A 16,344-nucleotide genomic window follows, 5' to 3' on the forward strand; every position below is an offset into this window, starting at 1 on the left:
ATTAACGCCATTGTTGCCTATGAGAAAGAGGTATATTGCGGCGGCCGCCCAGGTGGTGCCTGTGACCATTGACTGAACCCATCGAGCCGTTCCATTCGGAAGGAAAAATCGTAATCTGGCGTAACCAGACCCGTTGTTGCTCCCGGAAGTGCAGCGGCTGGAGCGGTTGCTCCACCTCCAGTTACACCGGACGAACCGGAGCTTGTCCCTGCGGAAGCATTAGCTGCTCCGGGGGAAGTTGCTGCAACAGACCAACTTGTTGGTCGTTCTGTGCGAGGCTGCAATGGAGATGTTGCATCGACATCATCTTGTTTCAGATCGGCTTCCTGGTGACTCTGCACTTGTTCAGTGACAGCTGGTTTAGCAGTTGTCTGATCTACGAGGAACAACTCGTTATCTGGGAAATCTGCATTAACATCGGAATCCTGCGTCAGATCGGTTCCTTCCACAGGCAATGCCTGCGGAACAACAGGTTGCTCTGGACGTACTTCTGATTCCGGGGTGACTTCAATCACTTTCCCCGTAACCTGTACTGCGTCCTGTCCTTCCTCGTTGTTCTGAGTTGAAACAGGATCTGCTAGTGCACTCGTATTGGAAGTTTCACCATTCGGTGTTTTGACGACCGCCGGTTGTTCCGGAGTGACTACAGTCCGTTCCGGCTTCACACTTGGAATCTCCACCTTTTCCTGATCAGGATTGAGTTCAGCGGATACGTCTACAACTGGAACTTCTGCTTTCACAGATGGCAGCTGGACATTTCCCTTACTCAGATCCACACGGGATGAGGAGATATTGACGGAAGTAACTTCAGGTACATCCACCTTCACGGAAGGCAATTCAACCTTACCCTGCCGAAGGTCTGTTTTCACAGCAGACGTCTCTGCTTTGATAACCTCCGGTACCTCTGCGGTAACGCCAGGCAAGGAAGCTGTACCATCGTTCAGGTTCACCTGACTGCTTGATACATCGGCTTTGATCACCGGTGTATCCGCCTGTACAGACGGCAGTTCGACGGTTCCCTTCTTCGCATCAATCCCAATCTCTGATGTTCCGGCCGATCCAAGCGGTGTATCTACTTTCAGCTCAGATACACTCAGCATACCTGTGGATTCATTCGCTTTGATCGATGGAACTTCAACATCCAGCAGTGGTGTGGATACCGATACTGACGGAGTCAGATTCAACCCGCCATCCGAATCGCGTGAAAACAAATTTAGCGACAATCCGCTGGACGGTTTTTCAGAAGATACCTGAGCATCATCCGCGTATACATGTGACGATCCAACTCCCAGAAGCAAAGTCCCGGCAAGTATAGCCAGTGGTATGCTTCCAAGTCGCACAATCGATTTTGGTAACTTTACATTCAAGTTGCTTCACCCCCTTTCCGCTATTGCGTTGGTGGGACAAGGCATATGAGTTTTCCCCCTAGGAATAATTAGAATACAGGGATTTCTGCCTGTTCCTCATTAAACGTGAAGGCGTTTACTCAAACGCTTTTTAATCAAAAACTTAAAATTTGAAGTAAATCCAAACCTTCATTTTAACTGTTCTAACCTGAGCAGATTTCGGCCTGTCTTCAGTCGCCTGCAATCATGGTCTTGGCTGCAATGGAGCCATTCAGATCGGCTTTTTCCCCGCTACGTTTCATCAAATAAATCAAACCAAGCAGGGTCAGCAAAATGCCTGAACACACAAAAGCCGGCACTACACCAAATGAGGTGACCATAAACCCGCCTACCACCGGGCCCATAATATTACTGGCAGTCATCACGCTACCTACCGTTCCAAATACCCTGCCTGTCATCGCCTCAGGTGTTTGTTCCTGCAACAGGATCTGAAAGGGGACAATTGCGAACCCAATTCCGACACCTGCCAAGGCAAAAAGGGATACTAACAACAGATTGGCACCTAGCCCGGCGTGCGGCCAAATCCCAACAATAACTCCGGCTCCGCCGATAACCAGACCCATGAGTGTGGTACCCAGACCCATTTTCAAAACATGCCCTGCATGCTTCCACTTCCGTACACTCATCGCTGCAATTAATGTACCTGCGCCACTTGCTGCCACGCACCATCCCAGCAGATCAGTTGAAATTCCGGGAAGTTGTCTGAATAACACCACAGTCTGTGAATCGGCAAATTGCAGAAAAAGTATGGCTGAAGCAAGCAAAATCAGAGACGTTCCTACATAAGGGAGAGATGCGAGCATGCGGATACCCTCCAGTGTTTCTTTCCAAAAAGAGTCTTTTGGGCGGTTGCGAACGTCCCCAGCTGGCTCTTCCTCTACTTCTGTTACGTTATGAATTGCGGTTTGGATCACCCGAGTTCCAGGAATCCACAATAAAATGATGCCGGAGATCAGAAAAGACGCTGAATCGAGAACAAAACACCAGGTAATGCCAAAAGCGGCTACCAAAAGTCCGCCAAGCGCCGGACCAATAATTTTGGACATCTGTTCGATCACCGAGCTGATGGATACAGCTTGGGCAAGGTGTTCGCGAGGTACAATTTCCTTCAGCTTTCCGTTTTTGGCCGGAGAGAAGATTACATCAAACAGGGATTTGAGGACAAGCAGTATGTAGACGTGCCAGATCTGGTCAGCAAAAATTAACGCACCCACGATGATGATCCGTGCACCATCAGCTACAATCATCAGCCATTTTCGGTTCAGGCGATCTGCAAGCGTGCCTGCGAATGGCCCTGTCAACAGAATGGGTAGTGCTGCGGAAAGTGTGACAAATGTAATCTCCCAAGGCGTTGCATTCCAGCGGATACCCACAAGGGTCAGGATTGCGAGCAGATGCAACCAATCACCCAGATTGGAAATGGCCTGTGCCACCATCAATGTTACAAAAGATCGGTTATTCTTCAGCGGTCGTTGTCCTTCAAACGTTAAATCACTTGTCATCCTTCTTCTCCTCCATTATATTCCAATTCATAGTATGAACTCATTATATAGAGCAGCCATTGACTCGACCTCCTGCCAGAGGCGGAGAAAAAGCGACATCTGAAGGATGAATTTTCAGCATGATGAATGATCAAATTTTAAATGCTAAAAATGCAAATCTTGTGACATATCGCATGTTTTTCGTAGAAATAGAAGTTTACAATTAAACCATGGCGACAACCTGAATCGTCAAACATAAATAACCAACTCATATAAGTTGAAATACTCTTTTACATGAACAGCATAACGGAGAGGACAGAAATAACCTGAAAAAGCGAAGCGTTCACCTAAAAGCTTTCTGAAAGAAAGCTCCATCGGAAGCATACGCTATCACCGGATTTTACCTTTGAAGAATATTTCAAAAAATCTGGGGATAACAGTGATTGGAAGGTTGTTCTGTCCTCGTAGTGGTAGGTTGTAACTTTATCATTTCAACTTATAAAACTAATCTGAAAAGGCGGGATCAGCATGCTGGAATTACAAGAAATCGGAACCGAACGTTCACTTCATCTGTACCGCACCTTGGCCCAGACATTCAAGAGCGTGAATGAACACGCTGTATCCGGAAGCAAAGTGCATGGCTTCAACCCCACCGCATACGGGGTGCTCGAAGTGTTATATATGAAAGGAGCTCAGCCGATTCAACAGGTTGGCGCACAACTTCTGCTGCAAAGTGGTAATGTGACCTATGTGATCGATAAGCTGGAGCAAAAAGGATTGTTACACCGCAAACATTGTCCGCAAGACAGACGTATCATCTTTGTGGAACTGACCGAAGAAGGACAGCGCACCATGGATGACATCTATCCAGGCTATGCGTTGAAGATTGATCGGGCGGTAAGTGGACTAAGTGAGGAAGACAAGGAATTGCTGTCCGAACTCTTGGGAAGGCTTGCACATTCCGCAGACCGTTTATCAGCGAGCAGCTAGAGCGTATCTTTAAACCTGTCGAAAGCGGGAGCGCTAACGAACCTGTGACGTCTTATTCAGGGGTCTGAAGCGCTCGCAGCATATTAAGGAATCTGACACACGCTATCTTTGAAGAAACAGCCGCTTACAACGTGTTTTTTCAGGTGATTTCGGGAAATAAGTTGTCTCATGTTCCTTACAATTGAGAAAGAGGAGCAGAAGGTCAAATAAGACGTCCTCCGTTCCTTAGAAATTCGTCTGGACGATTCACCAGGATCAGCCAGCCTGTACTTCAAAATGCTTTAGACCCGGACATCCCCCAACGTATTGCTTGCCTGAGTTTGAAGATACACTCTATTCCACGCACATGTGCCATCAACAAAAATAACCGGATTTGCCTGACATCGGCGAATCCGGTTTTTCGTATACATCCACTTTTACTTTGAGCCTTGTGGCTGCCGTGGAGCATCTGCATCTTCGGGTACGATCAAACGTTTGCGTAAAGCAAGCGTGGTTACCCACGAGATCAGTGCAATGACAAACATGATCACAAACAGGGAATGCAAGCTTCCTTCCAAAACGTTACGCAGCAACGCCCATTTGTCATCCGATAGGGCAGCATCCGTATGTGGAGCGAGAAGCTCGTTCAGATCATTTTCCGAAATTCCGGCTTCCGCCAGATTCTGCTCACTGGATAACGTGGAGATCCGATAATTCAACCAAGTGCCAAAAGCCGCTGCACCAATCGTCTGTCCCAACGTACGCATGAACGTATGTAGTGCCGTAGAGGAGCCACGCTCCTTATACCCTACAGACGACTGCGCAATAATGGTGAAGATTGTAAACGCAAATCCGAAGCCGAGACCATAAATAAAGGTCAATACAAATAGTACAGCCTGTGGAGATGTCCCGCCCACCAGAAAGAGTCCACCCGATCCGATCGCAATACCGGTTAACCCAATCAATGCGGTCATACGTGATCCAATTTTCATTAACAGACGGCCTGCCATCACACTACCAATGAGCCAACCCACCGACATCGGTGCGAGCAGCAGCCCGGATTCCGTCGCATTACCTCCCCGAACCCCCTGCACCCAGAGCGGCAAATAACTGGTCAGGCCAATCATCAAAGTACTGGTCAGCAGTCCGGCGATATTCGCCACACGGATGTCCCGAATTCGGAACAAATGTAGTGGAACCATAGGGGCCTGAGCTCTTTTTTCCACCACAAAAAATAAAATAATAAACAGAGCGGCGACCACACTCAGCACAACAATTAACGGAGAACTCCAGGCATAATATTGCCCACCCGCCGACAGGACAAATAACAATGCGGTAATACCCACCGTGAAGGTCAGCGCACCGACATAGTCAATTTTGGCTGTACGCGGCGAGATATCTTCCTTCAAATAACGAAACACAAACCACATCGCGAGCAGACCAAACGGCACATTAAAACCAAAGATCCACTGCCAGCCGAGATTGTCTACAAAATAACCGCCAAGCAGCGGTCCAGCCAGAGAGGAAATACCCCACACGGAGCTAATCCAGCCCTGGATTTTGCCACGTTCTTCAATGGCGTAGATGTCCCCAATAATCGTAAATGTAACAGGAACTACCGCACCCGCACCAATCCCTTGAATAGCACGGAAAATAATTAATTGCTCCATGTTCTGCGATAGGCAGCACAGGAGTGAACCCAGTAAAAATAAGGCGCAGCCAATCAGAAATACAGGCTTTCGTCCATACAAGTCACTGATTTTACCGAAAATGGGCGTACTCACAGCCATCGTCAACAGGTATGCGGTGAAAATCCAGCTCAGCAGCTGTACACTCCCCAGCTCACTGACAATGGTCGGCCCTGCCGGACCAATTACGGTGCCTTCAATCGCTGACAGAAATGTCGCGAGCAACAGCCCCGTCAAGATGAAACTGCGCTTCAAACCTCCGGTTGCATTCACACAAACCCTTCTCTCTTCATTCTCTATATAATTGGTACGTTAATTTACACCTCTACTACGAACCAGAACAAGCTTCCAATCGCTGTTATCCCCAGATTTTTTCTTCTCCTCTCTAAAGGAGAAATCCGGTGATAGCGTATGCTTCCGATGTAGCTTTCTTTCAGAAAGCTTTAAAGGCGAACGCTTCGCTTCTCCAGCTCTGTTCTGTTTCTTCGTTTACGTGTAAATTTAAAAGCAATTATATATTGTCTCTTTTATTTACCTTTCTTGCGAAGGAACTCATCATACAACATGGAATACATCACCATATCCTTGTATCCGGTGGACGTATGTTGCACCTGTCGCAGCAATCCTTCACGCGTGAAGCCGCGGTTCGTCAGGAACTCGCCAGACGCCAGATTACGCGGATCAACCAGCGCTTCAATTCGATTAAGACCCATGGTCTCATATCCAAAGGGCAGCAATGCGGAGAAAGCCTCCGTCATATAACCATGTCGCCAATAATCACGTCCCAGCTCATAACCGATCTCACCCCGGAATGCGCCTTCAAGCTGCCATGTGTTAAAGCCACAGCTACCGATGAGCTTGCCTGTTTCTTTGAGTTCGATCCCCCACCGGATCGCATCCTCTTCTCCTGCCATTTGGTTGAGCAGCCCAATCATGTCCGCCGCTTCGCTTGTCCCAATCATGGGTGCAAGATTCATGTAACGGGTCACCTCGCGATCTGACCAGCATGCGAACATCTGGGCCGCATCCCGGCGACGCATTTTACGCAGACGAAGCCGCGCAGTCTCCATTTCGGGAATTCTTCCTTTGCATTTATACATATAAAGACACTCCGATCCGATCTATCTCCGCAGACCATAATATTCACTAGTCATCTAATCATAACCTGCGCCGAATGGCAACTGTTCAGTCATGGACACACGTCAAAAAACCGGGCCAGTTTCGCTCCCGGTCTTGTTGTACGTATGGAACAATTCAAAGTTTGAGTGAATTACATGAATCATGGCTTGTCCAAATGAATTTTAAGCTTTGGACGTTTTCTTGCCCTTTCCCAGTAATTCATCGCTAACCCGGCCAAACACAGCCGTGATTTCCTTGAATTCTTCGATGCCAGTCCCGGTCAGGCTCCATTGGTCCCCGTGGGCGGTCAGGAAGTTCTCCTGTGTCAGGTGTTCAAGCTCCTGCTTGATCTCCCGCTCTCCAACGCGATATCCCCGTTCTTCCAATAGGGGCAGTGCCTCGCTAACGTTCAAATCCTGATTTTGCGCGAAATATAGTAGATGAATCCGTACAAAAAGATTCTGTACCTCTGCATGCATAAGCCAAGCTCCTTCCCGGGTTATAGCCCTCCGTGGTTGCTAAGTAATTACCCCACGTAAGAAGCTGAGAAACAGGAGGATTCTTCAGGTATTCCCTTCCCTTTCCGAAATCCTCCGCTTGACTAACCGCATCCTCTGCACTATCTTGAAAATAAGTACCATTTTGCTCGGGAGGGTGATTTACCATGTTTCAAGCTGTTTCCTATGAAGGAACACGAAGTGAGCAGCACACCGCCGTCCTGGGACAGTTAAGTGCTCTGATCCGCGATGAACCTAGTGCGATTGCCAATCTGGCCAACGCTGCTGCGCTGCTCAATGTATTTATGACCGACACCAATTGGGTCGGCTTCTATCTGTATGATGGAAAAGAACTGGTCCTCGGGCCATTCCAAGGACTGCCTGCCTGTATCCGAATTCCATTGGGACGTGGTGTATGCGGCACATCTGCTGCGGAAAAACGTACCCTGGTCGTTGATGATGTTCATGCCTTCCCAGGCCACATTGCCTGTGATTCAGCATCGAACAGTGAGATTGTCGTGCCGATTATCAAAAACGGCGAACTGTACGGGGTGCTGGATATCGACAGCCCGATCAAAAACCGTTTTGACGACGAAGACCGCGTCTTCCTGGAGAAAGCCGTAAGCCTGCTCACAGAGCAGTTGGAAGCAACCATACCCCTTTAGGAAATGATGAATAAGGTGATCGGAGTCTCATCACACACGATGATGAAGAACCCGTAATAACAAAGAGCGCAGTCCTCTCAGAGGTCTGCGCTCTTTGTTATCCATTATGATTCACACCCATGTTCTTGCTCGCCCATGTTACTTTATGCATCTAGGATAAATCATGTTCCGCTTTAACCATCATCCCATCACGCAGGAATTCAGCCAGTCTTGGGTGGTAACCATCATACATCTGACGGAAATTTTTATGCTCTACATACAGATTGGCCAAATCCCGATAGATCTCAGCGGTGGGTGTATAATAACCTTTGATCCATTCAAGATGCCTGCCAATAATCTGTTGTACTTTTGCACTACCGGGCTCCAATCCGTCCTCAATGGCCTGTTGCAAGTCCAGATGAACTTGATCAATTTTCGCCTGGGAATCCAGATAATCTTCTTTTGACTTCATCTCCTGCTTTTCAGGTAATGTGGATGAATTGGAAGATTGGATGTCGGACCTCTGAGCATCGTCTGTTTGCACATCGTTCATATCATTAGTGACTACAGCTTCAGAACCCGATTCATTCAGCAACTGGTGACGCCCCTTATTTACAAAACCGATATAAAGATCATGTTCATCAATTTCCTGTTCACCTTGCAAATGAGAGATCGTTTTGTCCAGTGTCTGAATCAATCCATGCAGACGGAGTGCCTTCTCCAGAATATCAATGCGATGCTGCTTCATGATGCGTATGACATCCTGAGGATTATCCCGGAGCAACGGTCCAATCTCATTCTCCTTCATACCCACTTCCTTACAGAAAAGGATTTGCTGGAGTCTCAACAATTCCTGCTTTTCATAATAGATGTCCTCATCTACATCCCCAAATGCCGGATTCAGAAGACCTGTCTCCGCATACTGGCTCAGTTCGTTCAGACTTACGCCTGACATTCCCGATACGTCAACCATGGAATATGCCATTTGAATACACCTCCTGCCTGTCCTGCAACTCCAGAGTTCAGGCTTAATTCATACTGCATTGTATTTGAATAATGAGAGAATATAAGACTTTCGGCAATGCTGTACCGCTTCATTCCGCTCGTGCTCTGGATGGGTACATCATGCTTCAGTGATATGAGCGGCGTTTGGTCAGTTATGTTGCGGTATGTTAACTATGTTATACCCGTCTCATCAGATGTGAACCCGCAGTCGGCGAAGAATCCGCATGTATTTTTGAAAACTTTTTCCATGATCTTCATATAAAAAAACCTGTGCCATTATTCTGGCACAGGCGTGTGTGGTTATGTTTTCATTGGCATACGGTATATTGAGTAAAATAATGGAAGATAATCACCCTTTGTTAAACATAACAAATTTCAATTCCGTCATTTCCTCTACAGCATATTTTACACCTTCACGTCCGATACCACTCTGTTTCACCCCACCATAGGGCATGTGATCCACTCGGAACGTCGGAATATCATTAATCATAACTCCGCCTGCTTCAATCTGATCGACAGCATGGAGGGCGGTATGGATATCGTTTGTAAATACGCCTGCCTGAAGCCCGTACATCGAATCGTTAACATGTTCGATACCCTCTTCAACGGAATCTACCGTATTGATCACAACGATGGGTGCAAACACTTCCTGACAGGATACCTTCGCATCACGCGGAACGTTAATCAGTACCGTTGGACGCAGAACGCCTCCTTCAGCTTGACCGCCTGCTGCCACTTCAGCCCCTGCCTGTTTGGCTTCTTCTATCCAGTCGAGTGTACGCTGTACATCCTTGGAGGTAATCAGCGCAGAAACCACCGTATCCGGGCTCAGTGGGTCTCCGACCACCACTTGTTTAGCCGCTTCAGCGAAACGCCGAATAAATTCATCGGAAATATCACGATGTACGTAAATCCGCTGTAGCGAGATACATACCTGTCCCTGATACGTGAAAGCACCGGTCACACATCGAGGAACCACTTTGTCCAGATCTGCGTCCTTATCCACAATCACCGCTGCATTCGACCCAAGCTCCAGTGTCACGCGTTTGAGTCCTGCTTTGCTACGAATGCTCGTCCCTACCGCTGGACTGCCTGTAAACGTAATATGAGCAACACGGGGGTGCTCTACAAGCACATCACCAATGGTTTTGCCATCACCACTCACCACGTTCAGTGCACCATCCGGCAATCCGGCCTCCTGAAGCAGATTAGCGATGTAATAGGAAGACAGAGGCGTCTGCTCCGCAGGTTTGAGAACAATCGTATTGCCCGCTGCCAGCGCTGGGCCTACTTTGTGGGCTACCAGATTCATTGGAAAATTAAACGGCGTAATCGCACCGATGACACCTAGAGGTTGCCGCATCGTATAACCGATACGTCCTTCTCCACCTTTGGCTGCATCCATCGGAACCGTCTCTCCGGTCAGCCGCTTGGCTTCCTCAGCGGCAAAACGATATGTTTCCACCGTCCGGTCAACCTCGGCCAGTGCTGCCGTAATTGGCTTCGCCGCTTCAAGCGCAATGATTCGCGCTGCTTCTTCCTTGCGTTCTTCAAGCATGGAGGACAACTTGTACAGAATATCTGCACGCTGATGTGCAGGCATCTGGCGCATTGCCTTCCCAGCTTGAACCGCAGCTGCAACAGCAGCCTCCGCTTCCTCGGCTGAAGCCGACGAGACTTCTGCCAGCGTTTCCCCGGAGTATGGTGCTTGAAGTGTTTTATAATCTACGGATTCGGTCAGTTTGCCACCGATAAACAGATGTTGTTTTTTCATATGCTGCATCCTCCATCTTTTAGAACTATTGAACTAAAGAATATTACACTGCCACTTCGATGACAGAACAACCATAGTCTCATATAAAAGTTCAGTTTAATTTATATAATCTATTTATACACTATTTCCGTGCCATCAACCCACTACGGTATTCGGCAATCATAGCTTGTAACGTACCTGATGAGCCATTGTGGCGATCTTGAGCTATTGCATTATAAAGGATTTCACAACCTATTTAACCGTCAGGACGGGGCATTCTGCATGTTTTAACACGCCATGACTGACACTGCCCACGATCATCTCTGCGAGCATGCCTTTCCCGCCGGTACCCATCACAATCATTCCACAATCTCGTTCACGCGCCACACGGCAGATCTCATTAACGGGATCACCTGCAATCAACAGCGTTTTATATGCAACGTCACGCCCTGACAACTGATTAGTCACAGGTTCTATAATATGTTGCCCTTCTTCGGCAATCCGAGCTTCCAGATCAACACCCAATGCAGGTTCATTGATCGAAATGGCAGGATTCACGTGCACGATCAACAGACTTGCGGGATGTTTCATATCTTCAGCCAGGATCAGAGCTTGTTCCAAAGCCTTATGAGCATGATCCGAACCATCAACAGCAACTAATATACGTTTCAACATTGCAATTCCTCCTGTGAATTAGTGAGATGTAATGGCGGAATCGATATCCCGCAGATGATGACGGCGCACCAGCAATACCACGACACCAACCAGAACCATTAATGCACCAAAATAAAACGGCGTTTCCGGTAGGAACCACTCGGACAATTTACCCGCAAGCCATGGAGCAAGTGCACCACCCAGGAAACGGACAAAACTGTATGCAGCGGAAGCAACAGAACGCTCTACAGGTGCAGCTTCCATAACAGCCGTTGTAATCAACGTATTGTTAATCCCAAGGAAAATCCCCGCTACAATGACCGCCACAATAACGGTAGTTGGTGAACCCATCACCGTACCTACTGCCATAACAACCAGATCAATCGCGAACAATGTAAGCATGACACTCATAGACGGAACCGATCCGAATCGGCGTTGTAATCTTGGTGCGACGAATACCGACGTAATCGCCAGCATCAGTCCCCAGCCAAAGAATACATAACCCAACCCGTGCTCATCCAGATTCATGACATATGGTGAATAAGCCATCAAGGTAAAGAAACCAAAGTTATACAGGAAGGCGGTAATCGCCAATGTTTTCAATGAAGGATAACTTAATGCTTTGAATGGATCGGACAAAGAACTGCGTGTTTTCGGTTTGGCCATCTTGGGCAACATAAATGTAATGCTTATAAAGGCAATCGCCATCAGAACAGCCACCCCATAGAACGGGCCACGCCAAGAGATGGAACCCAGCTCACCACCAAGCAGCGGTCCAACCGCAATCCCGAGACCAAGTGCTGCTTCGTACAAAATAATTGCCTTGGCTGTCCCCGACGTGGACAGTCCCACAATGGCAGATAACGCCGTTGCGATGAACAAGGCATTACCCAGTCCCCAACCGCCACGGTAACCAACCAGTGCACCTACCGTGTCTGAGGTACCGCCGAGGAATGAGAAGATAATAATCAACAATATACCGCTGAGCAGCGTCCACTTCACACCAATCCGGCTGGATACGACACCTGTAATCAGCATCGCTACCCCGGTTACAGCGTTATAACTGGTAAATAGTAGTGACACCTGGCTTTTCGAAGCATGCAGCTGATCTGCAATCGCGGGCAGAATTGGGTCAACCAGACCAAGACCCATAAAGGATATGATACACGCAAAGGCTACCGCCCATACCGCTCGCGGCTGGGATAACAGGCCCCCACGTGATGACGGCAATTCATCCGGTAATGATGGCTCTCTTTTCATACGTAATTCCTCCTGTGAATAATTTATGTGGTTAAGCTTTATATTTGAAAACGACCGTGAAAATAATGAAAAATTCTATACATTTTCAGAATTAGAGGTAACAAAACGGCACAAATGACACCGGAACATCCGGTGTTTGTACAGGATCGCCACAGGTACTATAGTGCTCACTCCATGTAGCGATTATGTGTATACAGTTTTGTTTATTAAATATTAGATGCTTTCGGTTAGCCGTCTTCATCATTCTGCGGATCATGTGTCTGTAACTTCTGAATACCGCTCCGAACGCGTTCACGCAGCTCTTCCAGTTCAGTCTGTACGGCATGTATGCTTTGAAGTTTCTGCTCAATCAGTTGCAGCTGACCATCCAGCGTTGTTTCCATCGCGGTAAGCTTCTCGATCCGTTCTCTTACTTCGGTCGTTTGCTGGTAGTCAAAACGTTGTTCGTTCAAGGCATCTGCCGTTGCCACATAGGTATGTAACTCCTGAAGGGAGAATCCAAGTACCTCTTTGGCGCGAACCACCTTTTTCAGATAATCGATATCCTCCCGAGTGTACAACCGCGTCCCGCCATCTGTCCGCTGAGGTGAAGGCATGACACCAATCTCTTCATAATACCGAATGGTTCGCTTGGTCAAACCGCATTCCTTGGCTACGTCGTCGATTTTATATAAACTCATTTCCCTCACCTCTTTCTTCTTTTTTATATGTCTATAATGTTATGTACATAATTATATATAATATTAACGTTAACGTCAACGTTAGATTTTAAAGTCTTACCGAGTTGAACATCGACTTCCATTCTATATCTTCAACAAAAAAAAGACCCGCTTCACACGCAGGTCTTCCTCTGTACACTATTCATTCAAATTACCTTAAACGCTCTGCTCATTCTGTTGCTGTTGAGCACGTTGCATTTGCTTCAACCGGCCTTCAACTCTGGTAAACAGTCTGAACGTATAGAACCCTGTAGCCACAAGACTCAGCACCAAAGCTCGTACATCTGTAAGCCAGAAACCGATAATACCGAATATCGTGATAATCACACCAAATTGCATCATCAGATTGGCGCTATAACTTTGCGCTTCGTCCCACAACTCGGGATTACTCATTGCACGCGGGGTCCGATAACCATATATTCCGTTAATCATTTTCGGTGGTTTTTTGAACACCATGAACCCCAGAATGAAATAACACACCCCAATGATGATCCCTACTACTGCTCCTGTCAAAACGTTCTCCCCTTCACTGTTGTCTTCCATAGAGCTGCTTACACTGGCACTCCGATGACAGAATAACCTGCCAATCACTGTTACCCTCAGATTTTTGATTCCTTATTGAAAGGGGAAAATCCGGGGATAAAGGCGAACGCTTCGCTTCTTCAGGTCATCTCTGTCCTCTCCGTTCTCGTGTAAATGTCTGGTTAGACTTATCTACATAAAAATATAAAAACGGCTCTACGTATATACGAAGAGCCGCCTGGATCGTTTCGTAAACTTAGATATTCTTCACACGAAGTACACGCATGGCGTTCAGGACAGCCAGCACCGTGACACCGACATCCGAGAATACAGCTTCCCACATGGTGGCTATGCCAAACACACCGAGTAACAGGAAGATCGCTTTAACTCCCAGAGCAAACGCGATATTTTGCCACACAATCATTCGTGTACGCTTCGCAATGCGGATTGCACTCGCTAGTTTCGACGGTTCATCGGTCATGATGACCACATCTGCCGCTTCAATCGCGGCATCTGAACCGAGTCCACCCATCGCCACACCCACATCGGCGCGCGCCAGTACAGGTGTATCGTTGATGCCGTCACCGACAAACACCATTTTTTCCTTCGGAGATTTAACTGCTTCCAGTTGCTCCAGTCGTTCGACTTTATCCTGTGGCAACAATTCAGCGTAGACCTCATCCACACCCAGCTCACGTCCTACCGCTTCACCTACGGCTTTGGCATCACCTGTCAGCATGACCGTTTTGCGGATGCCGAGTTTCTTCAGCGCCTGAATGGCTGCAGCTGCGTCATCCTTCACTTCATCGGCAATGATCAGATGACCTACATACGTGCCAGCTTCAGCCACGTGGACTATCGTTCCGGCTGTCTCTGGTGTGGTATAGGATATACCCGCCTGCTTCATTAATTTGGCGTTGCCTGCCAGCACTTCCCGACCATCGACGCTCACCTTAATCCCATGTCCGGCAACTTCGTCATAACCTTCCACACCTTGCGTGGGAATGGCTTTGGCCCAAGCTGCGCGAATGGATTCAGCAATCGGATGATTGGAATTGGCTTCGGCAATGGCTGCAAGCTCCATCAGTTCTTCTTCCGTGCGTCCACCTTCGGGATGAATGGCTGTTACTTTGAATACACCTTTGGTTAGTGTACCCGTTTTATCAAAAACAACAACTTTCACATCGTTCAACGCTTCAAGGTAGTTACTGCCTTTGACAAGAATCCCGTTACGTGAAGCTGCTCCGATACCACCAAAGAAACCAAGTGGAATAGAGACCACGAGCGCACAAGGGCATGAGATAACCAGGAAGACCAATGCACGATAGATCCAGTCAGCAAATGTTGCACCACTAAGTATCAACGGCGGAACAAATGCAATCACGGCTGCAAGGATAACAACAACCGGTGTGTAATATCGGGCGAATTTACTAATAAAATGTTCTGTTTTCGCTTTCCGACTGCTCGCGTTCTGCACCAGGTCCAAAATTTTGGATACTGTTGATTCACCAAACGTTTTGGTAACTTCAATTGTCAGCATACCATTTTTGTTCACAAATCCACTCAGTACATCACTTCCGGACTCCAGCTCACGAGGTACGGATTCACCTGTCAGAGCAGAAGTGTCCACCATGGAACGCCCAGCTCTAACGATACCATCCAGCGGTACTCGCTCTCCTGCTTTCACTACAATCCGGTCACCAATCCGTACATCTTCTGGAGAAACCCGTTTGGTTTCGTCACCCGAACCCGTCAGGACATTCGCGTAATCCGGACGAATGTCCATGAGCGCCTGAATGGACTTGCGTGACCGATTAACCGCCATACCCTGAAACAGCTCCCCGAGCTGATAAAAGAGCATGACGGCTACCCCTTCGGGATACTCTCCAATCGCAAAGGCACCCAAGGTAGCGACGGACATCAGGAAGTATTCATCGAACACCTGACCGCGGATGATGTTTTTGGACGCCTGGAGCACGATATCTCCCCCGGCAATCAGATAAGCGAGCGCATAGAGAGTAAACTGTGCCCAGCCCTCCAGCGGCGACCAGATTGCGGCTGCGAGCAGCACAGAACCTGCAGCAAGACGAGCAAGCAACACTTTTGTCTGTCCTGCACCATGTTCATGCGAGTGGCCTGCATGGGCATCATCATGGGTATGGCTGTGATCATGCCCAGCATGACTCCCGTGCTCATGTGTATGACCATGTTGATGTTGATCATGAGTATGCGAGTGTTTCCCATGTGAATGTGAATGTCCATGATCATGATCATGTCCAGTATGGTCATGACTGTGGTTATGCGCACCACCTGCACTACCTGTATGGGTGTGCACATGTCCGTTCACGTGTTTTCCTTTTTCCGAAATGCGAATATGCGGCTCCAGCCGAAGCACTTTGCGCTTTGCTTCTTCCACTACCTGTTCATCCATATCGGAAGTGGTGTGTAGCGATAGTGTTTTGGTAACAAAATTGACAGAGCATTCGTTAATGCCCTTAATTTTTTTGACCCCATTCTCGATCTTTAATGCGCAGTTCGCACAATCCAGTCCATCAAGCAGCAGTTCCCTTTTCACCTGTTCCTGTCCGGTTCCCATGTGAATTCTCCCCTTTGCAGTACAAAAACGA

The 16,344-nt window shown here is 47.8% G+C and carries 14 protein-coding genes; 2 read left to right on the forward strand and 12 right to left on the reverse strand.

The window, feature by feature from the left end; translation table 11 throughout:
• Positions 1–17: 17 nt before the first annotated feature.
• Both PAEAM_RS04480 and PAEAM_RS04485 read right to left on the reverse strand, forming a co-directional pair.
• The gene (locus PAEAM_RS04480; protein ID WP_100526799.1) at positions 18–1,367 is read right to left on the reverse strand and encodes a hypothetical protein; all 1,350 of its coding nucleotides are present in this window, start codon (positions 1,365–1,367) and stop codon (positions 18–20) included.
• Between the two features lie 209 nt (positions 1,368–1,576).
• On the reverse strand, positions 1,577–2,908 hold the full coding sequence (locus PAEAM_RS04485; protein ID WP_100526800.1) for an MFS transporter: 1,332 nt from the start codon (positions 2,906–2,908) through the stop codon (positions 1,577–1,579).
• A gap of 507 nt (positions 2,909–3,415) precedes the next feature.
• On the opposite strand from PAEAM_RS04485, the gene PAEAM_RS04490 reads away from it, so the two are divergent.
• The gene (locus tag PAEAM_RS04490; protein ID WP_017690799.1) at positions 3,416–3,877 is read left to right on the forward strand and encodes a MarR family winged helix-turn-helix transcriptional regulator; all 462 of its coding nucleotides are present in this window, start codon (positions 3,416–3,418) and stop codon (positions 3,875–3,877) included.
• Between the two features lie 416 nt (positions 3,878–4,293).
• On the opposite strand, the gene PAEAM_RS04495 is transcribed toward PAEAM_RS04490, so the two are convergent.
• From PAEAM_RS04495 to PAEAM_RS04505, 3 genes are all read right to left on the reverse strand, one after another.
• Positions 4,294–5,799 (reverse strand): MDR family MFS transporter, encoded by a 1,506-nt coding sequence (locus tag PAEAM_RS04495; RefSeq protein WP_083677619.1) that lies wholly within the window; start codon positions 5,797–5,799, stop codon positions 4,294–4,296.
• 272 nt (positions 5,800–6,071) lie between these two features.
• Entirely contained in the window at positions 6,072–6,644 is a 573-nt protein-coding gene (locus PAEAM_RS04500) for a GNAT family N-acetyltransferase (RefSeq protein ID WP_076254763.1), read from the reverse strand.
• Between the two features lie 201 nt (positions 6,645–6,845).
• Complete coding sequence (locus tag PAEAM_RS04505) at positions 6,846–7,142, reverse strand: hypothetical protein (protein WP_036614170.1); 297 nt, start codon at positions 7,140–7,142, stop codon at positions 6,846–6,848.
• A 185-nt stretch (positions 7,143–7,327) separates the two neighbouring features.
• Between PAEAM_RS04505 and PAEAM_RS04510 the strand changes: the two genes are divergently transcribed.
• A complete protein-coding gene (locus PAEAM_RS04510; protein ID WP_100526801.1) occupies positions 7,328–7,825 on the forward strand; it encodes a GAF domain-containing protein in 498 nt (165 codons plus the stop codon).
• Positions 7,826–7,976: 151 nt separating this feature from the next.
• Here PAEAM_RS04510 and PAEAM_RS04515 read toward each other — a convergent pair whose 3' ends face one another.
• From PAEAM_RS04515 to PAEAM_RS04545, 7 genes are all read right to left on the reverse strand, one after another.
• Positions 7,977–8,789, reverse strand: a complete 813-nt coding sequence (locus PAEAM_RS04515) for a MerR family transcriptional regulator (protein WP_100526802.1) — start codon at positions 8,787–8,789, stop codon at positions 7,977–7,979.
• Between the two features lie 369 nt (positions 8,790–9,158).
• Positions 9,159–10,583: an aldehyde dehydrogenase family protein gene (locus tag PAEAM_RS04520; protein ID WP_100526803.1), complete on the reverse strand. Its 1,425-nt coding sequence runs from the start codon at positions 10,581–10,583 to the stop codon at positions 9,159–9,161.
• A 231-nt stretch (positions 10,584–10,814) separates the two neighbouring features.
• A complete protein-coding gene (locus PAEAM_RS04525) occupies positions 10,815–11,237 on the reverse strand; it encodes a universal stress protein (RefSeq protein WP_100526804.1) in 423 nt (140 codons plus the stop codon).
• A gap of 18 nt (positions 11,238–11,255) precedes the next feature.
• Positions 11,256–12,476 (reverse strand): MFS transporter, encoded by a 1,221-nt coding sequence (locus tag PAEAM_RS04530; protein ID WP_036614180.1) that lies wholly within the window; start codon positions 12,474–12,476, stop codon positions 11,256–11,258.
• Positions 12,477–12,703: 227 nt separating this feature from the next.
• Positions 12,704–13,156: a helix-turn-helix domain-containing protein gene (locus tag PAEAM_RS04535; RefSeq protein ID WP_100526805.1), complete on the reverse strand. Its 453-nt coding sequence runs from the start codon at positions 13,154–13,156 to the stop codon at positions 12,704–12,706.
• 195 nt (positions 13,157–13,351) lie between these two features.
• Positions 13,352–13,708 (reverse strand): SdpI family protein, encoded by a 357-nt coding sequence (locus PAEAM_RS04540; RefSeq protein WP_165789831.1) that lies wholly within the window; start codon positions 13,706–13,708, stop codon positions 13,352–13,354.
• A 265-nt stretch (positions 13,709–13,973) separates the two neighbouring features.
• Positions 13,974–16,313 (reverse strand): heavy metal translocating P-type ATPase, encoded by a 2,340-nt coding sequence (locus PAEAM_RS04545; protein ID WP_100526807.1) that lies wholly within the window; start codon positions 16,311–16,313, stop codon positions 13,974–13,976.
• Between the last annotated feature and the right edge of the window lie 31 nt (positions 16,314–16,344).

Origin of the sequence: Paenibacillus sp. GM1FR, from assembly GCF_002803315.1 — a bacterium.
GTDB classification, from domain to species: domain Bacteria; phylum Bacillota; class Bacilli; order Paenibacillales; family Paenibacillaceae; genus Paenibacillus; species Paenibacillus amylolyticus.

What these genes read in the sequence shown, in the direction of transcription:
- PAEAM_RS04485 (WP_100526800.1), bottom strand. Translation starts at nt 2,908, where the DNA reads ATGACAAGTGATTTAACGTTTGAAGGACAACGACCGCTGAAGAATAAC.
- PAEAM_RS04490 (WP_017690799.1), top strand. Translation starts at nt 3,416, where the DNA reads ATGCTGGAATTACAAGAAATCGGAACCGAACGTTCACTTCATCTGTAC.
- PAEAM_RS04500 (WP_076254763.1), bottom strand. Translation starts at nt 6,644, where the DNA reads ATGTATAAATGCAAAGGAAGAATTCCCGAAATGGAGACTGCGCGGCTT.
- PAEAM_RS04505 (WP_036614170.1), bottom strand. Translation starts at nt 7,142, where the DNA reads ATGCATGCAGAGGTACAGAATCTTTTTGTACGGATTCATCTACTATAT.
- PAEAM_RS04510 (WP_100526801.1), top strand. Translation starts at nt 7,328, where the DNA reads ATGTTTCAAGCTGTTTCCTATGAAGGAACACGAAGTGAGCAGCACACC.
- PAEAM_RS04515 (WP_100526802.1), bottom strand. Translation starts at nt 8,789, where the DNA reads ATGGCATATTCCATGGTTGACGTATCGGGAATGTCAGGCGTAAGTCTG.
- PAEAM_RS04520 (WP_100526803.1), bottom strand. Translation starts at nt 10,583, where the DNA reads ATGAAAAAACAACATCTGTTTATCGGTGGCAAACTGACCGAATCCGTA.
- PAEAM_RS04525 (WP_100526804.1), bottom strand. Translation starts at nt 11,237, where the DNA reads ATGTTGAAACGTATATTAGTTGCTGTTGATGGTTCGGATCATGCTCAT.
- PAEAM_RS04530 (WP_036614180.1), bottom strand. Translation starts at nt 12,476, where the DNA reads ATGAAAAGAGAGCCATCATTACCGGATGAATTGCCGTCATCACGTGGG.
- PAEAM_RS04535 (WP_100526805.1), bottom strand. Translation starts at nt 13,156, where the DNA reads ATGAGTTTATATAAAATCGACGACGTAGCCAAGGAATGCGGTTTGACC.
- PAEAM_RS04545 (WP_100526807.1), bottom strand. Translation starts at nt 16,313, where the DNA reads ATGGGAACCGGACAGGAACAGGTGAAAAGGGAACTGCTGCTTGATGGA.